This window comes from Rhizobium oryziradicis, from assembly GCF_001939045.1.
Lineage (GTDB): Bacteria > Pseudomonadota > Alphaproteobacteria > Rhizobiales > Rhizobiaceae > Allorhizobium > Allorhizobium oryziradicis.
On sequence record NZ_MKIM01000027.1, the window covers coordinates 149,363 to 170,305 of the forward strand.

Annotated in this window: 24 protein-coding genes; 22 read left to right on the forward strand and 2 right to left on the reverse strand. The window is 55.4% G+C overall.

Annotation, left to right across the window (positions count from 1 at the left end; translation table 11 throughout):
- The first annotated feature begins 2 nt into the window (after positions 1-2).
- The 19 genes from BJF95_RS11720 (at position 3) to BJF95_RS11810 (ending at position 13,232) form a co-directional block, all read left to right on the forward strand.
- Complete coding sequence (locus BJF95_RS11720; RefSeq protein ID WP_075639646.1) at positions 3-566, forward strand: hypothetical protein; 564 nt, start codon at positions 3-5, stop codon at positions 564-566.
- Entirely contained in the window at positions 563-1,207 is a 645-nt protein-coding gene (locus BJF95_RS11725) for a hypothetical protein (RefSeq protein WP_075639647.1), read from the forward strand. The genes BJF95_RS11720 and BJF95_RS11725 overlap by 4 nt, the downstream gene beginning before the upstream one ends.
- Complete coding sequence (locus BJF95_RS11730; RefSeq protein WP_075639648.1) at positions 1,204-1,497, forward strand: hypothetical protein; 294 nt, start codon at positions 1,204-1,206, stop codon at positions 1,495-1,497. The genes BJF95_RS11725 and BJF95_RS11730 overlap by 4 nt, the downstream gene beginning before the upstream one ends.
- A complete protein-coding gene (locus BJF95_RS11735; protein ID WP_083638794.1) occupies positions 1,494-2,771 on the forward strand; it encodes a helix-turn-helix domain-containing protein in 1,278 nt (425 codons plus the stop codon). Before BJF95_RS11730 ends, BJF95_RS11735 begins: the two co-directional genes overlap by 4 nt.
- The gene (locus BJF95_RS11740) at positions 2,758-3,414 is read left to right on the forward strand and encodes a transcription termination/antitermination NusG family protein (protein ID WP_075639649.1); all 657 of its coding nucleotides are present in this window, start codon (positions 2,758-2,760) and stop codon (positions 3,412-3,414) included. Before BJF95_RS11735 ends, BJF95_RS11740 begins: the two co-directional genes overlap by 14 nt.
- Before the next feature lie 169 nt (positions 3,415-3,583).
- Entirely contained in the window at positions 3,584-3,949 is a 366-nt protein-coding gene (locus BJF95_RS11745) for an HNH endonuclease (RefSeq protein WP_245297305.1), read from the forward strand.
- A gap of 588 nt (positions 3,950-4,537) precedes the next feature.
- Positions 4,538-5,005, forward strand: a complete 468-nt coding sequence (locus BJF95_RS11750; RefSeq protein WP_075639650.1) for a P27 family phage terminase small subunit — start codon at positions 4,538-4,540, stop codon at positions 5,003-5,005.
- A complete protein-coding gene (locus tag BJF95_RS11755) occupies positions 4,968-6,806 on the forward strand; it encodes a terminase large subunit (RefSeq protein WP_245297306.1) in 1,839 nt (612 codons plus the stop codon). Before BJF95_RS11750 ends, BJF95_RS11755 begins: the two co-directional genes overlap by 38 nt.
- On the forward strand, positions 6,803-8,086 hold the full coding sequence (locus tag BJF95_RS11760) for a phage portal protein (protein WP_083638795.1): 1,284 nt from the start codon (positions 6,803-6,805) through the stop codon (positions 8,084-8,086). Before BJF95_RS11755 ends, BJF95_RS11760 begins: the two co-directional genes overlap by 4 nt.
- A 6-nt stretch (positions 8,087-8,092) precedes the next feature.
- Complete coding sequence (locus tag BJF95_RS11765; RefSeq protein WP_075639652.1) at positions 8,093-8,773, forward strand: HK97 family phage prohead protease; 681 nt, start codon at positions 8,093-8,095, stop codon at positions 8,771-8,773.
- Between the two features lie 34 nt (positions 8,774-8,807).
- Positions 8,808-10,016: a phage major capsid protein gene (locus tag BJF95_RS11770; RefSeq protein ID WP_075639653.1), complete on the forward strand. Its 1,209-nt coding sequence runs from the start codon at positions 8,808-8,810 to the stop codon at positions 10,014-10,016.
- A 139-nt stretch (positions 10,017-10,155) separates the two neighbouring features.
- Entirely contained in the window at positions 10,156-10,386 is a 231-nt protein-coding gene (locus tag BJF95_RS11775; protein WP_075639654.1) for a hypothetical protein, read from the forward strand.
- 7 nt (positions 10,387-10,393) lie between these two features.
- On the forward strand, positions 10,394-10,984 hold the full coding sequence (locus tag BJF95_RS11780; RefSeq protein ID WP_075639655.1) for a head-tail connector protein: 591 nt from the start codon (positions 10,394-10,396) through the stop codon (positions 10,982-10,984).
- The gene (locus BJF95_RS11785; protein ID WP_075639656.1) at positions 10,981-11,166 is read left to right on the forward strand and encodes a hypothetical protein; all 186 of its coding nucleotides are present in this window, start codon (positions 10,981-10,983) and stop codon (positions 11,164-11,166) included. Before BJF95_RS11780 ends, BJF95_RS11785 begins: the two co-directional genes overlap by 4 nt.
- Positions 11,153-11,503: a phage head closure protein gene (locus tag BJF95_RS11790; RefSeq protein ID WP_075639657.1), complete on the forward strand. Its 351-nt coding sequence runs from the start codon at positions 11,153-11,155 to the stop codon at positions 11,501-11,503. Before BJF95_RS11785 ends, BJF95_RS11790 begins: the two co-directional genes overlap by 14 nt.
- A complete protein-coding gene (locus BJF95_RS11795; protein ID WP_075639658.1) occupies positions 11,500-11,961 on the forward strand; it encodes an HK97 gp10 family phage protein in 462 nt (153 codons plus the stop codon). The genes BJF95_RS11790 and BJF95_RS11795 overlap by 4 nt, the downstream gene beginning before the upstream one ends.
- Positions 11,958-12,383 carry a DUF3168 domain-containing protein gene (locus BJF95_RS11800; RefSeq protein ID WP_083638796.1) on the forward strand — a complete coding sequence of 142 codons (426 nt, stop codon included), beginning with the start codon at positions 11,958-11,960 and terminating at the stop codon, positions 12,381-12,383. The genes BJF95_RS11795 and BJF95_RS11800 overlap by 4 nt, the downstream gene beginning before the upstream one ends.
- Positions 12,384-12,408: 25 nt before the next feature.
- On the forward strand, positions 12,409-12,852 hold the full coding sequence (locus BJF95_RS11805; RefSeq protein WP_075639659.1) for a phage tail tube protein: 444 nt from the start codon (positions 12,409-12,411) through the stop codon (positions 12,850-12,852).
- On the forward strand, positions 12,849-13,232 hold the full coding sequence (locus BJF95_RS11810) for a gene transfer agent family protein (RefSeq protein ID WP_075639660.1): 384 nt from the start codon (positions 12,849-12,851) through the stop codon (positions 13,230-13,232). Before BJF95_RS11805 ends, BJF95_RS11810 begins: the two co-directional genes overlap by 4 nt.
- A gap of 532 nt (positions 13,233-13,764) precedes the next feature.
- On the opposite strand, the gene BJF95_RS11815 is transcribed toward BJF95_RS11810, so the two are convergent.
- Entirely contained in the window at positions 13,765-16,212 is a 2,448-nt protein-coding gene (locus BJF95_RS11815; protein WP_075639661.1) for a hypothetical protein, read from the reverse strand.
- A 418-nt stretch (positions 16,213-16,630) separates the two neighbouring features.
- A complete protein-coding gene (locus tag BJF95_RS11820; RefSeq protein WP_075639662.1) occupies positions 16,631-16,882 on the reverse strand; it encodes a hypothetical protein in 252 nt (83 codons plus the stop codon).
- Positions 16,883-16,914: 32 nt separating this feature from the next.
- On the opposite strand from BJF95_RS11820, the gene BJF95_RS11825 reads away from it, so the two are divergent.
- From BJF95_RS11825 to BJF95_RS11835, 3 genes are read left to right on the forward strand one after another with little or no spacing between them, the layout of a single operon-like run.
- Positions 16,915-19,650 (forward strand): tape measure protein, encoded by a 2,736-nt coding sequence (locus BJF95_RS11825; RefSeq protein WP_075639663.1) that lies wholly within the window; start codon positions 16,915-16,917, stop codon positions 19,648-19,650.
- On the forward strand, positions 19,647-20,270 hold the full coding sequence (locus BJF95_RS11830) for a hypothetical protein (protein WP_075639664.1): 624 nt from the start codon (positions 19,647-19,649) through the stop codon (positions 20,268-20,270). The genes BJF95_RS11825 and BJF95_RS11830 overlap by 4 nt, the downstream gene beginning before the upstream one ends.
- The gene (locus tag BJF95_RS11835) at positions 20,270-20,941 is read left to right on the forward strand and encodes a hypothetical protein (RefSeq protein WP_075639665.1); all 672 of its coding nucleotides are present in this window, start codon (positions 20,270-20,272) and stop codon (positions 20,939-20,941) included. The genes BJF95_RS11830 and BJF95_RS11835 overlap by 1 nt, the downstream gene beginning before the upstream one ends.
- Positions 20,942-20,943 lie beyond the last annotated feature (2 nt).

The following is a 20,943-nucleotide window of genomic DNA, read 5'->3' on the forward strand; positions in this document are numbered from 1 at the left end:
GAATGACCGCTATTCCTGACCCACAACGCGCTCGCGAAAAAGCACATATTGGCCGATTGCGCGGCGCGGCGGCGCGCATGGCTGATGACGCTTGGCTATTGGAGGCCAGCCGCGACGGCATGCGGTTGATCGTACAGCGTGGCATGGGTGAGCAAACGCATGTTGCCACCATCCATCGCGCTGCGACCGACGATGAGCGCGATGTGCTTTGCGGCGGGCTGGATAATCTCCGGCTGTTTTTCGCGCTGTTTGACCGGGCCGCAACAGCAGTGCGCGATTTGCAACAACAGGTTAGCCAGTTGGAGGCCCATGTTGCCGAGTTGAGCAAGCCAAAGGGCGACTATGCCGCGCAAGCGGCCATGCTGTGCCAAAACAGCGAATTTTGGCGATTTATGACAGGCAAGAGCGGCATGCCCGTGCACGACAAGGGTAGCGCCGACAAGGCTCTGAAAAAGCAGATCGACATTTCCAGCAAAACACAACTGAGCGCAGACGATAGCAAACTAGCGGATTTCAGGTCGCTGGTGGGCGAGTTCGAGGCGTGGAAGCGCGGGGGCGCACAATGAGCGAGCGAACATATCCAGAGACTACCATTCCTTACGGCGACAAGACCGCCAAGGCCATGCGGATCGCCTGCGCGTGCTGCGATGCCGTTGCTTATTTCCCGTTTCAAAACGGGGTCGTTCGGAAGTCGCCAAGCGCGGCAAGCCAGCATTTTTTGAACAAGGGCTGGGTGGTTGGCAACAGTCCGAAAAAGGATTTCTGCCCCAGACACGCAAGCCCTGCCAAACGAAAAGGAACCAAGACCATGGACAGCAACATCACCACGCCGGTTGCCGACAAGCCTCGCGAAATGGGCCGCGAAGACCGCGCCATCATCTTTGACAAGCTGAATGAGGTCTATGGCAAGGACGCGTACAAGTCGCCCTGGACTGATGCCGCCGTGGCCAAGGATCTCGGTGTGCCGCGTGATTGGGTGTCAACCATGCGCGACGACATGTTCGGCCCGGCTGGCTCGAACCCGCTGTTTGATGAGTTTTTGACCGCAACCAGTCTCTTGGAAGAGCGGTGCGGGGCATTTGCCGCGAAATTTGAGGCGGCAACCAAGTCGGCGGAAATGCTGGCGGCTGATTATGCCGAGCTTCGTAAACAGGTGGATGTGTGCCGCATGTTGGAGCGGCGGGTGCAAAGGGAGATTGGCCGATGACGGCGCTGCTGCCTATCGTCGAGCAATTGTATGATTGCCAGACGGATGCCGAGCGGGCCGCGTGGCTGCTTGGTGTGCCGCAGGGCATCATTTTGCGCGACCTTTCCGCCATCCTTATCGCATTGCGCCGTGCTGGCTTTCTGGCGGGCATTGCCTGCCTTGAGGCTGAGTTTGCAGCGTTGAATGCCACCCGGCTGGCTGACGGGCGTCTGCCAGAGGCGCATGAGCTGGCGGTGAATGAGGCGCGGCGCTTTCTGGCTGATGTGGCACAGAACGGCGGTGCGGTATGATGGAGCCTGATCACGGCGCAACCTCGCGGGCATGGTCTTGGCGGCATGCGGTGGCCAAGTCTGGCCTGCCGCCAATAACACGGCTTGTGCTGCACACGCTTGGCCTGAAAATGGATGCCACGGGCGGCTCTTGCTATCCGCCGATTTCCGAGCTGGTGGAACTGTCTGGTCTCGATAAGAAGACGATTTTGAAGCACCTCGACATTGCCGAGCAGGCCGGGTGGATTGAAGTCACCCAGCACGGTTTTCGTGGGCAGAAGTGGAAGCGCAACGAATATGTTGCCCGCTGGCCCGGTCGGGATCTGACCGGCACGGCTGCCAATGTCGCAGAAGAGCAAGGCGGTGGAAGCGCTCCACCACCTTTTGAAGATGCTGTTTTGGGTGAAGGTGGTGGAACAGCTCCACCGCCTTGCGCGCAAAAGGTGGTGGAAATGACGCCCGAAGGTGGTGGAAATGGTTCCATGAAGGTGGTGGAGCAGCTCCACCAAGATAAGATTCTTCCAGCTAACTCTCCAAACAACTCTCCAGTCGCTGCCGCGAAACCGGGGGATTGTTCGAATAGCGATTTCAAAAAAATCAATCTGGCGTTCAAGCGCTGGTTTCCGACCTGGCCGAATTACGACCGCAGCAGCGACACGGCGGCAAGGAAGGCTTGGTTTGCCTTGACCGATGATCAACGTGCGGCTTGCATCGACAAAACGCCTGCCTTCATCGAATGGGCTGGCAAGAGCCGGTGCACGTTTGCAGCCGTCTACCTGCAAGACCGGGCTTGGGAGAAGATGCCAGACACCGCCCAACCAGTCCAAACCCACGGCGTTGCCAAGGTTTGCGGCAAGCTCTGGATGGGCACCCGCCTTGAAGCGCTGTTCGATGAACCCACGGGCCGGTTTGTGATTACCACGTTTGAGGAACGGCAGATTGCCTCTGGCGCTATCAGCCGGGAAGGGCTGTTGCGGCAAAAGCGCCGTGACCACGGCTGGCCGCTGGTGAGCCGGATGCATGACCTTGCCCGGCGCAATGAGCCGTTTGTGACCGCGCTGGCATTGATGCCGCATGTTTCTGATTTCCAGAAGGTTGAGCGCGGCACGCCTTTGCTGGATGCATGGCGGCGGCTGCATGAGCGCCGGGGCTGGCTGTTTGTCGATGGCCTGCGCGATTGGAACTATTTCCCGCCGATTGCGGACGGCGCGGATGATCTCGATGCGGCTGTGGAAGCGGCGCTTGAACACTTCAAAACTAAGATCAGCAAGGAGCGCACCAATGATGCAGCATAGTGGAAACCTCATGCATGGCGTGTCTGATCAGGGGCTTTTGAAGCTTGCCCGGATCAACGAGGCAGAAGCCAGCCGCCAGCGGATGATTGCCATGGCAAGGTGTAATCGTGCGGGCTTTGAACAGCTGGGCCGCTGGCTTGTGGCCAGCTGCACCAGCGGCATGGAACAGGCCATTCGTGATTCGTTGCAAGAGCAGGGAATTGAATGCTGGTGCCCGTGTGAGAAGCTGCGGTATCCACCACGGCGCGGCAAACAGGCTGTGGAAATCCAGCGGGCAATTTTTCGAGGTTATCTTTTTGTAAAGGTGATTCCAGACAACGAAGCCTTTGTCGGCCTGCTGGTTGCATCGAAGTTAAAGGGGCTGATGGGTCAGGATGGCAAGCCTTATCTGATGCCCGAAAATTTGATGAGCAAGCTCATGTTGTCGGCCAAGAAATCCGAGCGAAAACATATGGATGCTTCCAGCCTTCCGGTGCCTTCAGATGTGGTTGGAAAGACGGTTACAATCCGGTCTGGCCCGTTTGCAGACTTCGTGGTCACCGTGCGCAAGGTGCTGTCCAATCGAGGCCAGCTGGTGGTCGATGTGCCGCTGTTTGGCGGTATGAGTGAAGTTACCTTGGGTGTTGACAGCGTGTCGATGTGAGATTATCGCTCAAAACGTGGAAAGGCGAATAGCGCCTCTCCATTCGAGATGACCGGGGCGTCTGATGCTCCCAAGGGATTGATGTTCTCCCCCGGCCTCGTTCTGATCCAAGCCAAGAGGCGATGTGATTCAGAGCCAGTGCGTAAGCTATGCCCAAATGAATGATGGAATGACAAGGCGGCCAGAGGGTCGCCTTTTTGCGTTAAAGGATATGGGTATTCGTTATGATGAAGGCAGGCCGTGGAAGAGGTGGTACTCCACCGCCCGCTGGCGCAAGACACGGCTTAACCAGCTGACTATTGAGCCGCTATGCCGCATGTGCAGGCTGCAAGGCCGCTTCACAGCTGCCACGGTTTGCGACCACATTGAACGCCACAACGGTGATGCTGAGAAGTTCTGGAATGGTCCGTTTCAAAGCCTATGCAAGACCCACCACGATGCAACCAAACAGGCAGAAGAGCATCGCGGCTTCTCGACGGCAGCGGGCGCGGATGGCTGGCCCACCGACCCCCGCCACCCGGCAAACCTGGGGTAGGGGGCGGGTCAAAAGTTCAAAGCCCCTCTGACCGCGCACCGGCGTCAGTCATTTCTGTGTAGCGAGAGGAAATTGAAGGGAAAAAGCCACTGAGCAGTTTTGACCTGAAAGGGCTAGAGTCACCAAAAGGCATAAGTTTATTCCGTTAGAAATAGCCCCGCCTGTCCAAGAATATCAGGCGAGGCCAATTGATGGTCAAGGGAAGTAAGCTGAAGTTAGCCTTTTCCGCCTGGGCGTTCTGAGGCGGCCCGACCACCGCAGCGGCTCCCGTCCGAAGCCCTATCACTAGGGACATTGCAGGCCGCATAAGAGACAGCAGACATCCCAAGCAGGATGGCCAAAGAGAGAGTTATAATTCGCATATTTTCCTCCAAGTTTTTATTGTTGCTACGTTGCATGCGAGAGATAGCATAAATTATTAAATTCGAATATTTTTTTGCAACTAAAAATATTTTTTTGTCTTACTGCTCTCCGTTTATCTATTTGATGCGACTTAATCACATTTGAGCTCAACAGTTTTTTTGCGTATCTCATTGCCAATCACGTTGGGGTCCCGGAACTGCCTTTTTCAATTCTATGGAGGCCCCCATGAAAGGCCGCAAGCCCGCATCGGAAAACGTTGTGCCGTTGAAACCTGAGGATGGGCAGGGCGCGAACTTTGAGGCGCGGGCGGTGGCTAAGGCGCGGGAGCTGCGGCCTGATGAATTGCCGTTTGATGTTCGCGCCATTTGGGATCGGCTGGCACCGGGGCTGTGTGATCCGCGCAAGAACCGGCTGAATGAAGTCAACGCCTATATGTTTGAGCAGCTGTGCTGGACGATAGCGCGGCATGAGCGGTTGCGGCTGGATGTGCGCGAAGGTGGGGAAACCTATGAGAGCGAAACCCGCAACGGCAAACAGCTAAAGAGCCGCCCGGAAGTCAGCCAGTTGAATGAGACATGGCGGCAAATTCGGGCGCTGGCCAGTGATTTTGGCATGACGCCTTCCGCCGAGCGCGGTTTGCAGGCGAGCGGCCAACTTGGATTTGAGTTTCCCACCGATGATGGATTCGATTGATGTTGCGCTGCCGGATGTCAGTTATGATGACGATCCGGTCACGGCTTGGGCCTCTGATGTGGTGCGCGGTGAAGTGGTTGCCGGTCCGCATGTGCGCAATGCCTGCCTTCGGCATCTGCTGGATTTGCGCGATGGCCCAGCAAGGGGTCTGATCTGGGATCTGGAAACCGCAAACAAGCGCATCAAGTGGTTTGGTGACAAGCTTCGGTTAAACGGTGGGCAGTTTGAGGGGCGGCGGTTTACGTTGCATCCCAGCCAAGCCTTTCGCGTTGGGTCGCTGTTTGGCTGGAAATGGGCGGACACCGGGCTTCGCCGCTTTCGTCGTTTCTATGATGAGGAAGGCAAGGGCAACGGCAAATCGCCGCTGCTGGCGGGCATTGGCATTTGCATGATGGTGGCCGATGGTGAGCCGCGTGCCGAGATTTATGCCGCAGCTGCCAAGAAAGATCAGGCGCAAGTGCTGTTTCGTGATGCGGTGGCCATGCGCGACCAATCGCCGGAACTGACACGGCGGATTATACCGTCCGGCGTCAACCCGGTTTGGCAGCTGACCTATATCAGCAAGGGGGGCGACAAGCGGTTCTTTAAGCCGATCTCGGCAGATAAGGCGCAATCTGGCCCGCGTCCGTCCTGTGCCTTGTGTGATGAGGTTCACGAACACCCGAACCGGGATGTGATTGAAATGCTGGAACGCGGCTTTAAATTCCGCAAACAGCCGCTTTTGGTCATGGCCACCAATTCCGGCTCGGATCGGAAATCGATCTGCTGGGAAGAGCATCAACACGCGGTCGAGGTGGCGGCGGGCATCAAGCAAGATGACACGACCTTTGCCTTTGTCTGTTCGCTGGATGAGGGCGATGATTGGGAAAACGATCCCTCTTGCTGGGTGAAGGCAAACCCGCTGCTCGATGTCACCGTCACCACCGAATACCTTCAGGGCGTGGTTGAACAGGCCCGGTTGATGCCGGGCAAGCGCAACAGCATTGCACGGCTGCATTTTTGCGAATGGACGCAATCGGTCAATGCGGCGATTAGGCGTGAGGCATGGATGGCCTGCCAAGCGCCGGTTGATCTGGATGAGCTGGTGGAGAAGGGCTATCCCTGCTTTGGCGGGCTGGACCTTTCCAAAACGCGGGATTTCACCGCGCTCACCCTGACATGGCTTGTGGATGCCACCAAGGATTCGGAACAGCTGGTGTCAAAAACATGGTTCTGGTCGCCTGCCGATACCTTGCGGGATCGCGCCAGCACCGACCAAGCGCCCTATGAGTTGTGGCGGGATCAGGGTTTCATTGAAGCGGTGCCCGGCCAGCGGCTTAAATATGCGTGGCTTGGCAAGGCGCTTGCCGAGATTTGCGCCAAGTATGAACCCAGCGAGATTGCCGCCGACCAATATGGCCTGGAGCAATTGAGCGAACACCTGGGCGATGATGGCGTGTCCTTGCCGCTGACCATCCACCCGCAAGGCTTTCAAAAGCGGGTGCTGGAACGCGACAAACACGCAGCCGATGGCGAACAGGAGATTTATCTCTGGATGCCAGACAGCATCAACAAGCTGGAAAACGCGCTGTACGAACAGCGATTAAAGATCGACCCGAACCCGATGCTCGATCTGTGCGCGTCCAGCGTGGTCTATGCCGAAAACCGCACGGGGCACCGGATGTTTGACAAGGAACACGCCTTCGGGCGCATCGACGGCATGGTGTCTTTGGCCATGTCGGTTGGCATTGCGCTTTGCAAAGAGCGCGCAACGGGGCCGGATTTAGGCTCTTATCTGGAAGCGATGGCGGGGCGAGTATGAGCATCTGGAATGGTCTTTTTGGCCGCCGTAATGTCAAACTGTCGAATAGGGATGATGCCGCAACCCTTGCCGCCTCGCTGGCATCATCGGGCAGTGCGGCGGGCAAGGCGGTCACGCCGGATACGGTGTTGCAGCTGGCCACGGCGTGGTCATGCATTCGGCTGTTGTCGGAAACCATCGGCACGCTGCCTTTGCAGGTGTACCAGCGCCAAGGTGAGGTTAAATCCTTGGCGCGGGACCATCTGCTCTATGGGCTGTTGCATGATAGCCCGAACAGTGATCAGACGGCGGCGGAATTTGTCGAGGCCATGATTGCCTGCCTGTGCTTGTGGGGCAATTTCTACGCACGAAAGCAGTTTGTCGGCAAACGGCTGGTGGCAATTGAACAGCTTCGCCCTGATCGCATGAGCGTAAAACGCAATGAGTATGGGCGGCGGGTTTACGTCTACAGCGGCGGGGCAAAGGCAGAAACCTTTGACGAAGACGCGATTTTCCATGTGCGCGGCTTTGGCGTGGGTGGTGATGTTGGCCTGTCACCAATCAGCTATGCCCGCCAAACCATGGGCACGGCGTTGGCCGCCGATGAAACCGCGGCGGAATTCTTTCGCAACGGTTTGCAGATTTCCGGCTTTATCAAGGAAGCGCCGGGCACCAAGGCCACCAAAGAACAGCGCGATGAGCTGCTGGCGCTGTTTGAGCGCTTCATGGGATCGCGCAACGCTGGCAAGGTGATGCCGCTGCCATCTGGCTATGATTTTGCCTCGATCAGTATGAACCCGGAAGATGCGCAATTGCTGCAAACCCGGCGTTTCCATGTGGAAGAGATTTGCCGCTGGTTTCGGGTGCCGCCATTCATGGTCGGCCATACGGAAAAGTCGAGCAGCTGGGGCACGGGGCTGGAACAGCAGATGATAGGCTTTTTGACCTTCTCGCTGCGGCCATACCTGACCCGCATTGAACAGGCGATCAAGAAACAGCTTATCCCGATTACCGAGCGGGCAAATCTCTATGCCGAGTTCAATCTGGATGGCCTGCTTAGGGCCGATAGCCAAGGCCGGGCGGCGCTGTTGAGCGCCCTTGGTCAAAACGGGTTCCTAACCCGCAACGAGGGCAGGGCGCTGGACAATCGCCCACCCATGCCGGGCGGCGATGTGCTGACCGTGCAATCCAATCTGGTGCCGCTGGAACAGCTGGGCAAGGTGCCAGCCACGCCAACGCCAGATGCACCGCTGCAAACGCCAGCGCCAACCCCAACGACGCCTCCACCCACCGAGGACTGATCACCCATGAAAACCAAGAATTTTGACCTGCAGGTGAAAAGCCTGTCGGAAGACGGCACCTTTTTGGGCTACGGCTCGATTTTTGGCAATGTCGATAGCTATGGCGAGAAGGTCGTGGCGGGCGCGTTTAACGAAAGCCTTGCCCGCCATAAAGCGCAAGGCTCCAGCGTTAAAATGCTGTGGCAGCACGATCCCAGCCAGCCGATTGGCATTTGGGAAGAGCTGACAGAAGACAGCCGGGGCCTTCATGGCAAGGGCCGGTTGATCCTTGAGGTGGAAAAGGCCCGTGAAGCCTTGGCGCTGATGAAGGCCAGGGCGCTGGGCGGTCTTTCCATCGGCTATCGTGAGGAAGACACCGACCGCGACGGCAAGGTGAAGCTTCTTAAAAAGCTGGACCTGTACGAGATCAGCCCGGTGACCTTTCCTGCCAATGATCTGGCGACGATTGAAAGCGTCAAATCTGATCGGTTCACCGAATTTGTCCAGCGGCTGAAGGATGGCAACCCCATGCCCGCCGATGATTTTGCCGAGATCCTGCGCGGCCTTGGCGTTCCATCCTCTATCGCCTCTGAAATCGCCACGCTCGGCTATGCCAAGGCGGTTTCGGCGCAAACCCATGCCGATGAGGCCGCAGGCAATGCGCTGAAGGCGCTTCGCGATGCCGCCAGTCGCTTCAAAACCCTTTGATCTTCAAACCAGCCCATAAAAAGGAAATCACCCTATGAATGCCAACGAATTGGAAACCTTGGCCCGTGACCTTAAGTCCGCAGCCGATGAGGTCAAGCGCTCTGCCGAAACCACCAATATTGAATTGAAGAACCTCGGCGCGGTGACGGCAGACACCAAGAAAGCCGCCGATGAGGCGTTGATCAAGCACAATGAGCTGTCTGCCCGCATGAGCGAGCTGGAACAGAAAATGGTGCGCGGTCCCGGTGAGCCGGAACGGCAGAAATCCATCGGCCAGTCGGTCACCGAGCATGAAGATTTTAAGCACTTCATCAAATCCGGGGCCAAGGGCCGCATGTCGATCTCGGTCAAGGCGATCATTTCCGCGCTGACCACCGATGCCGATGGCTCTGCTGGTGATTTGATTGTGCCGCAACGCCAGCCCGGCATTTTGGCTTTGCCACAGCGGCGCTTGACCATTCGCGATTTGATCATGCCTGGGCAAACGTCCTCAAATGCCATTCAATATGTCAAGGAAACCGGCTTCACCAACAATGCCGCCACGGTGTCGGAAACATCGGGCGCAACCAAGCCGCAATCCGAAATCAAGTTTGATATTGTCACCGCACCCGTGGCCACCATTGCCCATTGGGTGATCGCCACGAAACAGATTCTGGATGATGTGCCACAGCTGCAATCCTATATCGACGGGCGGCTGCGCTATGGTCTTGCCTTTGTCGAGGAAGCCCAGCTGTTGATGGGCAGCGGCACGGGCACCAACCTGAATGGCATCTACACGCAAGCCAGCGCCTTCACACCGCCGGTGAAATTGCCTGCCGGTGTCACCAAGATCGATGTGATCCGCCTTGCGATGTTGCAGGCATTTTTGGCCGAATACCCGCCAAATGGCATTGTGATGCACCCCGGTGATTGGGCAACCATTGAGCTTTTGAAGGATACCACGGGCCGCCACATCATCGGCAATCCGCAAAGTCAGGCAGAAGCCCGCCTGTGGCGTTTGCCGGTGGTGGAGACCCAAGCCATGCCGCTCGATAACTTCCTGACCGGGGCTTTCCAGCTGGGTGCGCAGATCTTTGATCGGGAAGATGCCAACGTGGAAATTTCCACGGAAGACGGCAACAACTTCACCAAAAACCTTGTGACCATCCGCGCAGAAGAGCGCCTGGCAATGGCGACCTATCGGCCTGAGGCTTTCGTGAAGGGTGCATTTGCCACGGCCATGGCGGCGGCAACGGAAGCATAATCAGCGCTCAAAGGCGCTGCTTCCAGAGACGCAAAACCAAACTCCGAAAGCAGCCGCCTCTTCATAGGGCAACATGGTTAGCGACCGATTAACCATGTTGCCCGCCTTCAAAAAAACACTGCGAAAAAGGTCATGGATCATGAAACTCGAAGCGCTTGATAATTTTTACACCGACGAAACCAAACAGGTTTTGGCGGGCCAAACCTTTACCGTGGAAAGCCCGGAAACGGGAAAAGACCTGATCAAGGCGGGGCTTGCGCAAGAGGCGGAAGAGACGGAAGAGGAAGACACAAACACGGGCGAACCTTCCGCCACCAAGGCCACCGCTGCCCCACAAAACAAGGCGAAAGCCGCGCCTGCCAACAAGTGAGGCCGGGATGATGGTGTCTGTGTTGGAACCGCCATCACCTGTGGTCACGGTGAGCGAGGCAAGGGCGCATTTGCGCATTGACCATCCCGATGATGATGGCTTGCTTGAAACCCTGATCAAGGCGGCAACGGGCTGGCTTGATGGTCCAGCCGGATGGCTTGGCCGCTGCATTGGCGGGCAGGTGCTGGAGTTGCGCATGGCCCGCTGGCCATCAAGGGGTAGCGATATGGCTCTGCCTTATCTGCCCGTGGTGCAGATTGTGCAAATCGCACACATCAACACCGATGGAACGGAACAGGTGATTGATCCGGCCCTTTACCGCCTGACAGGCAATCGGCTGTGGTTCATGCCCGATTTTGTTGCCCCCTTGCAAAGTTGCCAGCCTTTGCCGGTGCGTATCCGTTATCGGGCAGGTTATGGCGCATTTGATGCGCAAGGTGCTTGGGTCAACGATGCCCCGGCCTCCATCAAAGCCGCGATCCTGATGCTGGTGGGGCAATGGTATGCCAACCCGGAAGCGGTCAGCACCAATGCCAGCACGGACACCATGCCCTTTGCCGTTGAAGCGCTTTTGCAGCCCTATCGGGTGCTGTCATGAAGGTACGGTTTACAGAGGACTACGATTACAAACCCACGCGCGCCTGCACCATCGCTTACAAGGCCGGGATGGTGGAAACCGTCAAGCGTGCTTGCGGTGAGGCGGCGGTGGAGCAGGGCAAGGCGGTGGAAATCGCACCTGCTTCGCGACAGGGAAAGGTAAAATCAGATGGCTCGAACTAGATCTGCAGGTGACCTAAACCAAAGAGTGGCCTTTGATAAGCGCGAGGAAGTTGATCGCGGCGATGGTGTCACGGTTGGCGCATGGAAAGAGCAATTTATTGTTTCGGCAGGCTTCAATCACCTAAGGGGTGGCGAAAGTGTGATGGCCAGCCGGTTACAGGGAAACCATACTCAAGTGATCTTTGTTCGGGCTTCAAGCCTAACGAAACAGGTCAATACCAGTTGGCGCATTCGAGATGTTCGCAAAAATGAAATCTACAATATCCGCGACGTCGGGCCGACAAGTGATCGTCAATGGATTGATTTTCTGTGTCAAAGCGGTGTCGCCAGCGGATGAGCAAGATTCTCAACCTCGTAAAGCTTGACCGAAAGTTGAAGCGCCTGCCAGATTCTGCCAAGTCCCATATCAAGTCGGAAATGGAAAAGGTGGCTGATACCATTGTTTCTATGATGAAAAGTCTTGTTCCGAAAGATGACGGCACGTTGATGGATAGCATCGGCTGGACATGGGGCAAAGCGCCGAAAGGCTCTATGGTCATTGCTGCGGTCAAGAGCGGGCTTGCAGGTGACCTGACGCTCACGATCTATGCCGGTAGTGCAAAAGCTTACTATGCCCGCTGGGTCGAATTTGGAACGGCGGCGCATGTCAACGGCGGCATGTTCAAGGGCACTAAAAACCCCGGCACCAATGCCCGCCCGTTTTTCTATGTGTCTTGGCGGGCTAATAAAAAATCGGCTGTTCGCGCTGTTCGAAAGGCAACGCGGGCGAGTGCCAGAAAGGTGGCAGCTGGATGATGAAGCAAGATGCATCTCACGAATTACAGGTGGCCATTGTTTCGGCGCTCAAGGCTGATGTTGATGTATCTGCCTTGGTATCTGGTCGCATTTACGATGTCGTTCCTGCGCAAGCTGGTAGCGATACTGCGCAATTTCCCTACGTGTCGTTCGGTGGTTCGCAGGATCTTCCAGAGGGTGCCGATTGCATTGACGCTTCTGATTTGACCATACAGCTCAATGTCTGGTCCCGTGATCCCGGTTTTGCTGAAGGTCGTAAGATTGCGAAGGCAGTGCGCCGCGCCCTTGATCAGGACGCCTTTAGCCTGACAGACAATGCTCTTGTCTATTTCACCTATCTGCGGCGCGATGACATTCGCGCCCCTGACGGATTAACCACGCAAATCGCAATGACGTTTAGCGCTGGTATCGAAAACCACTAACCTTTCATCACATTAGGAGGCCATTATGGCACAGGCAACCACCATTCGCGGGGGCAAAATCCGCGTGCTTATCGGCGTGAAACCGGCTTCGGGGCCTATCGTTTACGCCGCACCTTGCGGCTTCACACAACGTTCTGTCTCCATTGATAAGTCGCTTGAAGAGCAGGCTATTCCTGATTGCCTCGATCCCGACAAGGTTGACTGGATTGGCCGCGATGCTTCGTCCCTTTCCATGTCGGTTACCGGTGAGGGAGTACTTGCTGCGGAAAGTGTCGATACATGGCTTGAGGCGGTCGAAAACGTCAATAGCGTCCCGGTTAAGATTGAGTGGGAGTTTCCGGCCAAGACCATCACATGGACCGGCAACATGCATGTCGAGAAGTTTGAAGGTGCTGGCGATAACGGCAAGCGGGCAACGGCCAGTGTGTCGCTGCAAAGTGATGGCCCCATGGTTCGGACAAGCGCATGAGTCGTGATGCCAGAATTACAATCCCTTGGGCGGATGGTGATTACACCTTCCGCCTTGGCTGGGGCGAGCTGGAGCTGTTGCAAGAGGCGTGTGACGCCGGGCCTTATGTCGTTCTGTCGCGGCTTTATGGTGACGATTGGCGCATGGGTGATATTTCCCACACCATTCGCCTCGGCCTGATCGGTGGCGGCATGGTTCCCACGGATGCACTAAAATTGGTGCGGACTTGGGTGGAGAAGCGCCCACCGTTGGAAAACATTCTGTTTGCGCAGACCATTCTTTCGGCTGGCATTATCGGTGCAAAGGATGAAGCGCCGGGGGAGCAAGACGCGGCAAATCCAGTGGGGCAGCCCTTGACGACCTCCCCAACGGAAAGCTGAGGTTTGCCGCGATTTACGGCAATGGCGCGGCCATGGGGTTCTCCCCTCAACAGGTCCGCGCCATGTCACTTTTTCAATACTTCTCTGCCCTTGATGGCTGGATGGCGGCAAATTCCCCGGAAGACGAGGGCGCTCTTTCCGAAAAGGAAAAGGATGACCTTTGGGATTGGCTCTAAGGCGTCAGTTCCGGTACGGGCTGAAATGACATTGTAAGCGCCCTGCCTGTTTTCTCAATTGAACCCTCTTGGATCTTGGTGCCGGAAAGCCTTTATTTGTATGGGCTCACGGCTGTTCCACACAGGCTTCAGGTCAGTCGGGACAGCAAGGGTTTGGCGGCTTTGCGTCAATTGCAGTCATTAGCTTTGAAATTGCGAGTGTCCGATTTGGGGCCGAGACGCGACTGTCCGCTATTGGATTAGCGACTTGCAACAGCGGACATCCGGGCATCTGGCGATGTGGTCCGAGTTCGGCCCAGAGCGGACTTCGCCCGCTCTATTCTTTGTGGTGATTACCGTCTCGGGACAACTACGCGCTAACGTCTCGTCCAGACAGGCTTGGATTTGAAAGGTTTCTTATCAATCACACCTTTGACAATATTGAAGCCATCTTCCTGTAGTCGCAGCACGGCGGGAAAGTCGAAGTATTTCGCGTTGATGTTTGCCAAATACCATTGGCTTTCGAGGTAACTCCTAAACTCCGTTGCGCGCTTGTATCGATCCGCAATCTCAAACGACGGAGCTAAATCCGATATGGAAGACCGACACTCTTCGTCGAATATAGGCGTATCAGTCGACGTCGCATCCAAGAACGAAAATGCCCCTATCCAGTGCTTCACATGGTATATGCCAACCGAAGTTGCTCTGAAATGAAACTGATCCGGTAATTCATTCTCGGGAACTTTCAGCTCTCGAAAGTGGGCGTAAGGCGTCTCGATGAGGCGTTTAGCTGCAAGTCGCCTCAGCGCATTCCGGGTTTGGTCTTCGATGAAACCGTGACGCAACATTTCTGCGACGATGAAATCGCCCAACACGAACCCGTCGCTATCCTTGTCCCCTATGTTGGAGCTCAGGTAGGAGACGATGAGGGAAGCGAGAAAATGTTCACGGGCGTCCGCTGTCGAGACGTCAAAGACATTCTGGGCGACGAGAGAGGATTGTGCATTAAAATACGCGTATTCGCCCAGCAGAGCGTGCTTAGTGAATTCGTGGAGGGGAACCTTATAGCCTCCAGTTTCCTGCTCTATCCTAACAATTTTTTGAGAATCAACGTTCGGACTTCCGCAGAATGACGTGATTAGCTCTATTACTGCGCGCGTGTTGCCAGCACTAATATTGCTTAAAAACTGTTGTATTGCCTGATTTGATCTCACCGAGCGCAGGGTCGCATTCAGAAAAGCCACAACACTGCCAAGCTGAAGCCTAATGCCCTCCAATTTGCCTGGCTTCTCCTTCCCCTCCGCCACCCGTACCGCAAAAGTTAGGCGTCGTTGTACCACTTCGTCGGCCGGTGGCGGCGAGATTGTTAAAATCTTGTTCTGATAACCTGATAACGCGCCAGTAGTCTTCGAGTCATAGAAAGTGCTTGGTCTTAGTGCGATAAAAATCAGTAAGTTCCGCCATGATGCCAATTCTTGGGATATCAGAAATGCTTCCTGCTGTACGGCTAGTCCACGCTGGTCAGCGTTGTCCATGATTATGATGATTTGTTTGCCACGACCTTGCACAATGTGACCAAACGCGGCCATCAAATGGTTATCCTGTTGCGCAATTTTTGTCGACAGGAATTCAATTTTTTCTCTCTCGTAGGCAATAGGGTCTACAGTTTTCAGTCGACCTTTAACGCTATTATCAAAAGCCCGAAGTTCCTCATAATATATCGTGTCTGCGAATGCAGCCGAATTGATATCAATGCCATATTTCTTATTCAGAACAGATGGAATCTCAGAAAGTACGAAGGTTTTTACGTCCTTTGATAGATTCGCTTTGATACCAAGATTGATGTGAATGAAGTAGGTGTTCGCTTTCTCACCTACATCCATTCTTTCAAAGAGATTCTCGAAGAACGATGTCTTTCCGACGCCTACGTCCCCCAATACGACGACAGGGCGTGAGCTCGATCTTCCTAAGACTGCGGTTTCATCAATCGCGCTGGGTGTTATCCCGTCGCCGCTTACGCGCTTGTAACGCGCGGAAATGATTTGCTTGCTGAGCAGAAGATGCCGATTGTTAGCTTCAATCGGTACGTAGCAATCGCGGTAAAACGCGGATTTCAGGTCGGGATTGTCTTCAATCTCCTCAAGCAAAAGTTCTGATAGGTCCCGTAGATTTTCCTGGAAGGGATTTCTGTACCGATGTTTCATCAGCTCTGGAATGACTATCGATGCCTTTTCAGGAATCCTCGGATTGCGATGGATCGCAATGTCCCTATATGCCCGATTTTCTGAGATTCCTTCCGGTGATAGCAGCGTCCAGAGAAGTGAGAAATTTGACAGATAGGTTTCAAACCCGTTGAACCAAAAGCATTCGCCCTGTAGCGGCGACTGACCCGGAATGATTGCTTGGAAGATCGCCAGTTGCGGACCGTTGCACACGATTGCCACTTGCGCGCCCAGTAGTGAGCAGTACGGAATAACTTGGTGCACAGCCTCCTTGAACGCAGGGGACGCTTTCATTAGAGGTTCGAGTTTGCGGACCAAGGTCGGCTTGCCAACAGGGAGATCGCCGAATGTGGTCGCCTCCCGCTTTGCTTCTAAGACTGCCTTCGGCGGACGCCCGAGCACGTAATCGGCCTTTCCACCAATGCCGTCTTGGACTTCAACTCGGACATTCGGCTTTTCCCAACCAAGACATTCCGTAAGGAGCCGATCGACAAACTGGAATCTGTTCTCAGCTTCGTTCCAATGTGAACTGTCCGGCGGAACAGCCGAAACAATCGACCTTAGTCGCTCTTCTCCTTCGCTCAACTCAAAAGGTGCTTGCATCAATCCCCCAAGAACGCCCGCGCTGATGGAAACCAGTACGCATTCCGCGCCAGTTTAGCGACTTGTTTGATCTATGCAATATCACCGTCAGCTACCGGCTTGCGCGACGTTTTGGGAACGCTTATCTGGCCTGCCTAAGGGATGAATTTTCAAAGCGATAAAACAGGCGTCTGCATACGGCCAGTCGATCATCGCCAACTTCAAAACGTCTCCTTTTGGCGCACAGGCGACGTGACGCTGCCAAGGCGATTTGTCCGCTTTCGGGTACCAGCGATCACAACCTTTACGACCGATATGAGGGCGCAAAGCTGCCTGTCTTCTCGCGGACGCCAATGACTGCAAGGGGCTAATAGCGGACTTCGCTCGTTAGAGTGCCATTTCGCCCTCAGCCTAAACCGACCCCTCTAAGGTAAATGGGTTAGTTACTGCTCCGCACACCTTGCCTTAGCATCTCTTCATAAATAATTTTATTGCTTTCGCGCACAGCTTTTTCGGCGTTCCTCTTTTGGGTCCAAGCTTCAAGCTCTGCGGCGCGTTGCGCGCGTGTCTTGCCATCGGATTTTGGCCAAACGGCGAAAGCGATAAAACCAATAAAAAGCACGAAAACCACTAGACCCCGCAAAAAGCTCTTTCCTGCTTCTTCCGCTTCTTTTTGCTGTTTCTCGTCCATATCTCCCCTTCTTTATGCGTCTGGAAAATACAATGGCAACGGATGTTGAAAAACTCGTAGTGCAACTTTCGGCTGATATAAAGAGCTATCAGCGTGAAATGCAAAAGGCGGCGGGCATTACCAATCGTCAGGCCCGTGCGATTGAAGATCGCTATAAGCAGATGGACAAGCGGCTTGCTGGTTTCGGTTCATCGGCTGCACGGGGCTTGATTGCTCCATTGACCGGTGTTGCCGCTGCTATCAGCACAAAAGAAGTGCTGGCCTATGCCGATGCATGGACTTCCGCCAAGAATAGCTTGGCTGTTGCGGGCGTGGTTGGCGACAACCAAGTGCAGGTGCTGGATAAGCTCTATCAGTCGGCACAATCCAATTCGACGCCTATTGGTGCGATGGCCGATCTGTTCGGCAAAGCTGCGCAAGCATCTGACAATCTCGGTGCTAGCCAAGCCGATTTGCTCAAATTTTCAGATGGTGTGGGTGTTGCCCTTCGGGTCGCGGGCACGGGGGCGGCTGAAGCATCCGGCGCACTGACACAGCTTGGCCAGTTGCTCGGATCTTCCCGCGTGCAGGCGGAAGAATTTAACTCTGTGAACGAGGGTGCGCGTCCAATCCTGATTGCTGTTGCCAACGGGCTTGATGCTGCTGGAGGGTCTGTCAATAAGCTCAAGCAATTGGTGAATGACGGCAAAGTTTCTGGCCAGCAGTTTTTTCAAGCTTTTTTGAAAGGTCTGCCAACTATTCAGGCTATGGCTGCGAACTCTACGCAGACAATTGAGCAAGGTGTTACCAAGGTCAACAACGCCTTCACCCGCTATATTGGCCAGTCCGACGAAAGTCTCGGTGCCTCGCAACGTCTTGTAGCGGGTCTCAATGCGCTTGCAGATAATTTTGACAACACGGCTGATATTGTTCTCAAACTTGCCAGCGTGATTGCTGGTGCGCTTGTGGGCCGCTCGATAGCCGGAATGATCGCAAATTTAGGCTTGGCGACAACGGCGGTTGTTCGCCTTGTAGCGGCTCTTCGGGCTGCTTCATCCATGGCAGGCATTGCCACGGCACTTGGCGGCGTTGGCGCAGCTGCCGGGCCACTTGGCTTGATCATTGGCGGAACAGTAGTCGGGGCACTCGCGCTGTTTTCCTCGTCCTCCAATGAAGCAAGTCAGTCTGCCAAGACCTATGCGGATGCACTCGCGAAAGTGCGGAAAAATGCAGAAGCGACGGCAACCAGTGTTGAGAATGCTGCGAATAGGATAAGTGAGCGAACCCGCAATGCTCTCTCAGGCGGCGTGCAAGAAGGTCGTGCCAATGTCGAGGCGGCAAAAGCATCTGTCATCGATCTATTTTCTCAGATCATAGACAACGCTCCGCGACGGTTGATTTCCGAGGAGCAGCTGAAGTCATTGGCTGATCTTCGTGATGGACTGACTGACGGCAAAGTTACCGCAGCCGGAGCCAGCGATGCACTATACGCGCTAGCAAACTCAAACCCAAAATTTCAAAAACTGGCTGATCAGCTTGCTCCGCTGCTCGATAAGCTGAAAGAAGCTATGGCCGCAACGTCACTTTTGCAAAAGCAGCTGGGGGATGTTTCAATCGTCGATCCAACGGTTAAAGCTGGATACGACCAATATTCTAAATCGCGGCTTCAGGGCCGGGAAATGGTCAAGCTCGGCAAGGCTTACGCCGACGAAGCACAGCGCCAAAATAGTCTCTCGAAAGAGCAGCTGGCCATTGAAAAAGAGATCGCCAAGATCAAGACCGACCTTGCCAAAACGGGCGGCGCGTTGCCTGACGCTCAAATCAAATCCCTTGCAACGGCGAACGTTAAGGCAGATGAAGCCAGATCGTCATCCGGAAAAAAAACATCTGCGCCAAAAACTGCCGACAGCCGATTTGAGACTGATATTCAGGCGGTAAGAGATCGCACGGCTGCGCTGATCGTAGAACAGCAAGTGACCGGCAAGACGTATGTCGAGCAAGAAAAGCGCCGTATGGCGCTTGATCTGGAGCAGCAGGCTTTGGCCGATGTGCGCGAAGAGGCGCGCAAAAAGGGCGATAAAGATTGGCAAAATGCCGAAATCTCTAAAACCCAACGTGACCGCATTGAAGAGGTATCCGCCGCTTACGCCGAACAGGCTGATATGTTGCGCAAAGTGGAAGAGGCTGAACAGCGTGCGCAAAGTGCTGCCAGCGAATTTTACGACACGGCACGGTCAGCCTTTTCCGATGTTATCACCGGGGCGGAAAGCTTTAGCGATGCTCTTTCTGGTATCTTGAAAAAGCTTGGTGATCTTGCCCTGAATAGTGCTTTCGATAGCATGTTCGGTGGATCGTCTGCCACCGCTAGCGGCGGCTGGCTCACGGGTCTGTTTAAGTCCGCTGGCTTTGCCGATGGCGGCTACACCGGGGCGGGCGGCAAATACGAACCTGCGGGCATTGTCCATAAGGGTGAATATGTCATGGATGCCGAGACTGTCAGAAAGGCGGGCGGGCCTGCCGGGCTGGATGCCATGCGCAAGCGGCTTAAGGGCTATTCTGCCGGTGGCTATGTTGGGCCAAGTGCACCGCGCATGCCAGATATTTCCAGAGTCGCTGCAAGCCGGTCCTCGCCTGTCCAGATCAGCTTTAATCCGGTGATCGACAATCGTGGGGCGTCTGTTGAGGCTGTGGCACGCAATGAGCAGGCATTGCAGCAGTTTCAAAAGACACTGCCTGCGCAAGTGGTCAACGCAATTCGTGATGCGCGGGCGCGGGGTGTGAAGATATGACCATCACCTATCCGGTTGACCTGCTGGCCGATTTCCCCGGCTGGTCAACCAAGTTCGAACCGCTTTACCGGCAAGAGCAATCACGAACGGCGGGCGGTGTCACCTACATCAAGGATCTGGGTTCGCCGCTGTGGTCTGCCAGCTATCAGACCCGCTCACTCAAGCCGAATGAGCTGGATGCCTGGCGGGCGCGGCTGGAAGCGCTGGAAGGCGGCTTGCAGTTCTTTAAAGGTGTGCCTCTGTCGCGGGCGCGGCCTATTGCCTATCCGGCTGGCAAGGCGGTGCCAAGCAATCCGGTGCTGTCGGCCATTGGCAGCAACAACAAGAGCGTGACCATTTCCGGCTTGTCGAGTGGTTACGTTTTTTCAGTGGGCGATATGGTCCAGATCGCGGGCAGCGGGCTTTATCGCGTGGTTGAGGGGGCGGTTGCCAACTCTGGTGGCGTTGCCAGCCTGTTCGAGGTGCGCCCGCATTTATGGCCGGGCACGGTTGCGGGATCTGCGGTGACGTTGATCCGGCCATCCTGCACCATGATGATTGTGCCGGGGTCGATCACGTCTGATGCCGAGCTGGCGACCGGGCGCGGTTCTATCACGTTCAATGCAATAGAGGTGCGCTGATGCGGTATCTTCCAACAGCCATCACCGATGCGCTTGCCCGTCGCAAGCTGGTGGCGCGTGACTTTCTCTGGATCATTGCCCGCGACCGCACCAATGGCCAGCCGCAAGCGGTGGGCTTTTGGTCGGATGTGGGCAATCTTGCCGCTGATGTTGTCCATCCCGACACCGGCCTTCCTGAGACCCGCAATTTCTACGGCTCTGGCACGCTGATCGGCATGTCAGAAATTCCGCTGGTTTCGACCTTGGAAGCGCAAAACGTGACCATCACCATGTCCCAGATTGATGATGTGGTGGCGCAAGCGGTTCGGCTCTATGATTGCAAGCAAGCCCGTGTGGAAGTCTATCGCGGGCTGTTTTCGCCAGAGACGCGCAAGATGGTGGCACCTAGCGAACTGCGGTTTTTGGGCTTTGTCGACACCATCCACATCAAGACACCAGCGGAGAACGAGGCGGGGGCGGTTACGCTGACTTGCGTTTCCCATATGCAGGAAATTACCCGCTCCAACCCTGACACCCGTTCCGATGCCAGCCAAAGGCAGCGCAATGCCAATGATAACTTTTATCAGGATGTGGCGGTGGTCGGCGAGTGGGAGCTGTTTTGGGGGCAGGCGCAAGGCAAAATTGCCACCACGGCCCGCAAGCTGTCCTCCATCCTTGGCATTTCGGGTTAAAC

Excerpts from the sequence above, each read along its gene's own strand:
- BJF95_RS11740 (WP_075639649.1), top strand. The coding sequence starts at position 2,758 with ATGATGCAGCATAGTGGAAACCTCATGCATGGCGTGTCTGATCAGGGG.
- BJF95_RS11835 (WP_075639665.1), top strand. The coding sequence starts at position 20,270 with ATGCGGTATCTTCCAACAGCCATCACCGATGCGCTTGCCCGTCGCAAG.
- BJF95_RS11785 (WP_075639656.1), top strand. The coding sequence starts at position 10,981 with ATGAAGGTACGGTTTACAGAGGACTACGATTACAAACCCACGCGCGCC.
- BJF95_RS11815 (WP_075639661.1), bottom strand. The coding sequence starts at position 16,212 with ATGCAAGCACCTTTTGAGTTGAGCGAAGGAGAAGAGCGACTAAGGTCG.
- BJF95_RS11790 (WP_075639657.1), top strand. The coding sequence starts at position 11,153 with ATGGCTCGAACTAGATCTGCAGGTGACCTAAACCAAAGAGTGGCCTTT.
- BJF95_RS11775 (WP_075639654.1), top strand. The coding sequence starts at position 10,156 with ATGAAACTCGAAGCGCTTGATAATTTTTACACCGACGAAACCAAACAG.
- BJF95_RS11805 (WP_075639659.1), top strand. The coding sequence starts at position 12,409 with ATGGCACAGGCAACCACCATTCGCGGGGGCAAAATCCGCGTGCTTATC.
- BJF95_RS11780 (WP_075639655.1), top strand. The coding sequence starts at position 10,394 with ATGATGGTGTCTGTGTTGGAACCGCCATCACCTGTGGTCACGGTGAGC.
- BJF95_RS11735 (WP_083638794.1), top strand. The coding sequence starts at position 1,494 with ATGATGGAGCCTGATCACGGCGCAACCTCGCGGGCATGGTCTTGGCGG.
- BJF95_RS11725 (WP_075639647.1), top strand. The coding sequence starts at position 563 with ATGAGCGAGCGAACATATCCAGAGACTACCATTCCTTACGGCGACAAG.
- BJF95_RS11795 (WP_075639658.1), top strand. The coding sequence starts at position 11,500 with ATGAGCAAGATTCTCAACCTCGTAAAGCTTGACCGAAAGTTGAAGCGC.
- BJF95_RS11745 (WP_245297305.1), top strand. The coding sequence starts at position 3,584 with ATGACAAGGCGGCCAGAGGGTCGCCTTTTTGCGTTAAAGGATATGGGT.
- BJF95_RS11750 (WP_075639650.1), top strand. The coding sequence starts at position 4,538 with ATGAAAGGCCGCAAGCCCGCATCGGAAAACGTTGTGCCGTTGAAACCT.
- BJF95_RS11770 (WP_075639653.1), top strand. The coding sequence starts at position 8,808 with ATGAATGCCAACGAATTGGAAACCTTGGCCCGTGACCTTAAGTCCGCA.
- BJF95_RS11760 (WP_083638795.1), top strand. The coding sequence starts at position 6,803 with ATGAGCATCTGGAATGGTCTTTTTGGCCGCCGTAATGTCAAACTGTCG.
- BJF95_RS11830 (WP_075639664.1), top strand. The coding sequence starts at position 19,647 with ATGACCATCACCTATCCGGTTGACCTGCTGGCCGATTTCCCCGGCTGG.
- BJF95_RS11720 (WP_075639646.1), top strand. The coding sequence starts at position 3 with ATGACCGCTATTCCTGACCCACAACGCGCTCGCGAAAAAGCACATATT.
- BJF95_RS11730 (WP_075639648.1), top strand. The coding sequence starts at position 1,204 with ATGACGGCGCTGCTGCCTATCGTCGAGCAATTGTATGATTGCCAGACG.
- BJF95_RS11820 (WP_075639662.1), bottom strand. The coding sequence starts at position 16,882 with ATGGACGAGAAACAGCAAAAAGAAGCGGAAGAAGCAGGAAAGAGCTTT.
- BJF95_RS11765 (WP_075639652.1), top strand. The coding sequence starts at position 8,093 with ATGAAAACCAAGAATTTTGACCTGCAGGTGAAAAGCCTGTCGGAAGAC.
- BJF95_RS11800 (WP_083638796.1), top strand. The coding sequence starts at position 11,958 with ATGATGAAGCAAGATGCATCTCACGAATTACAGGTGGCCATTGTTTCG.
- BJF95_RS11825 (WP_075639663.1), top strand. The coding sequence starts at position 16,915 with ATGGCAACGGATGTTGAAAAACTCGTAGTGCAACTTTCGGCTGATATA.
- BJF95_RS11810 (WP_075639660.1), top strand. The coding sequence starts at position 12,849 with ATGAGTCGTGATGCCAGAATTACAATCCCTTGGGCGGATGGTGATTAC.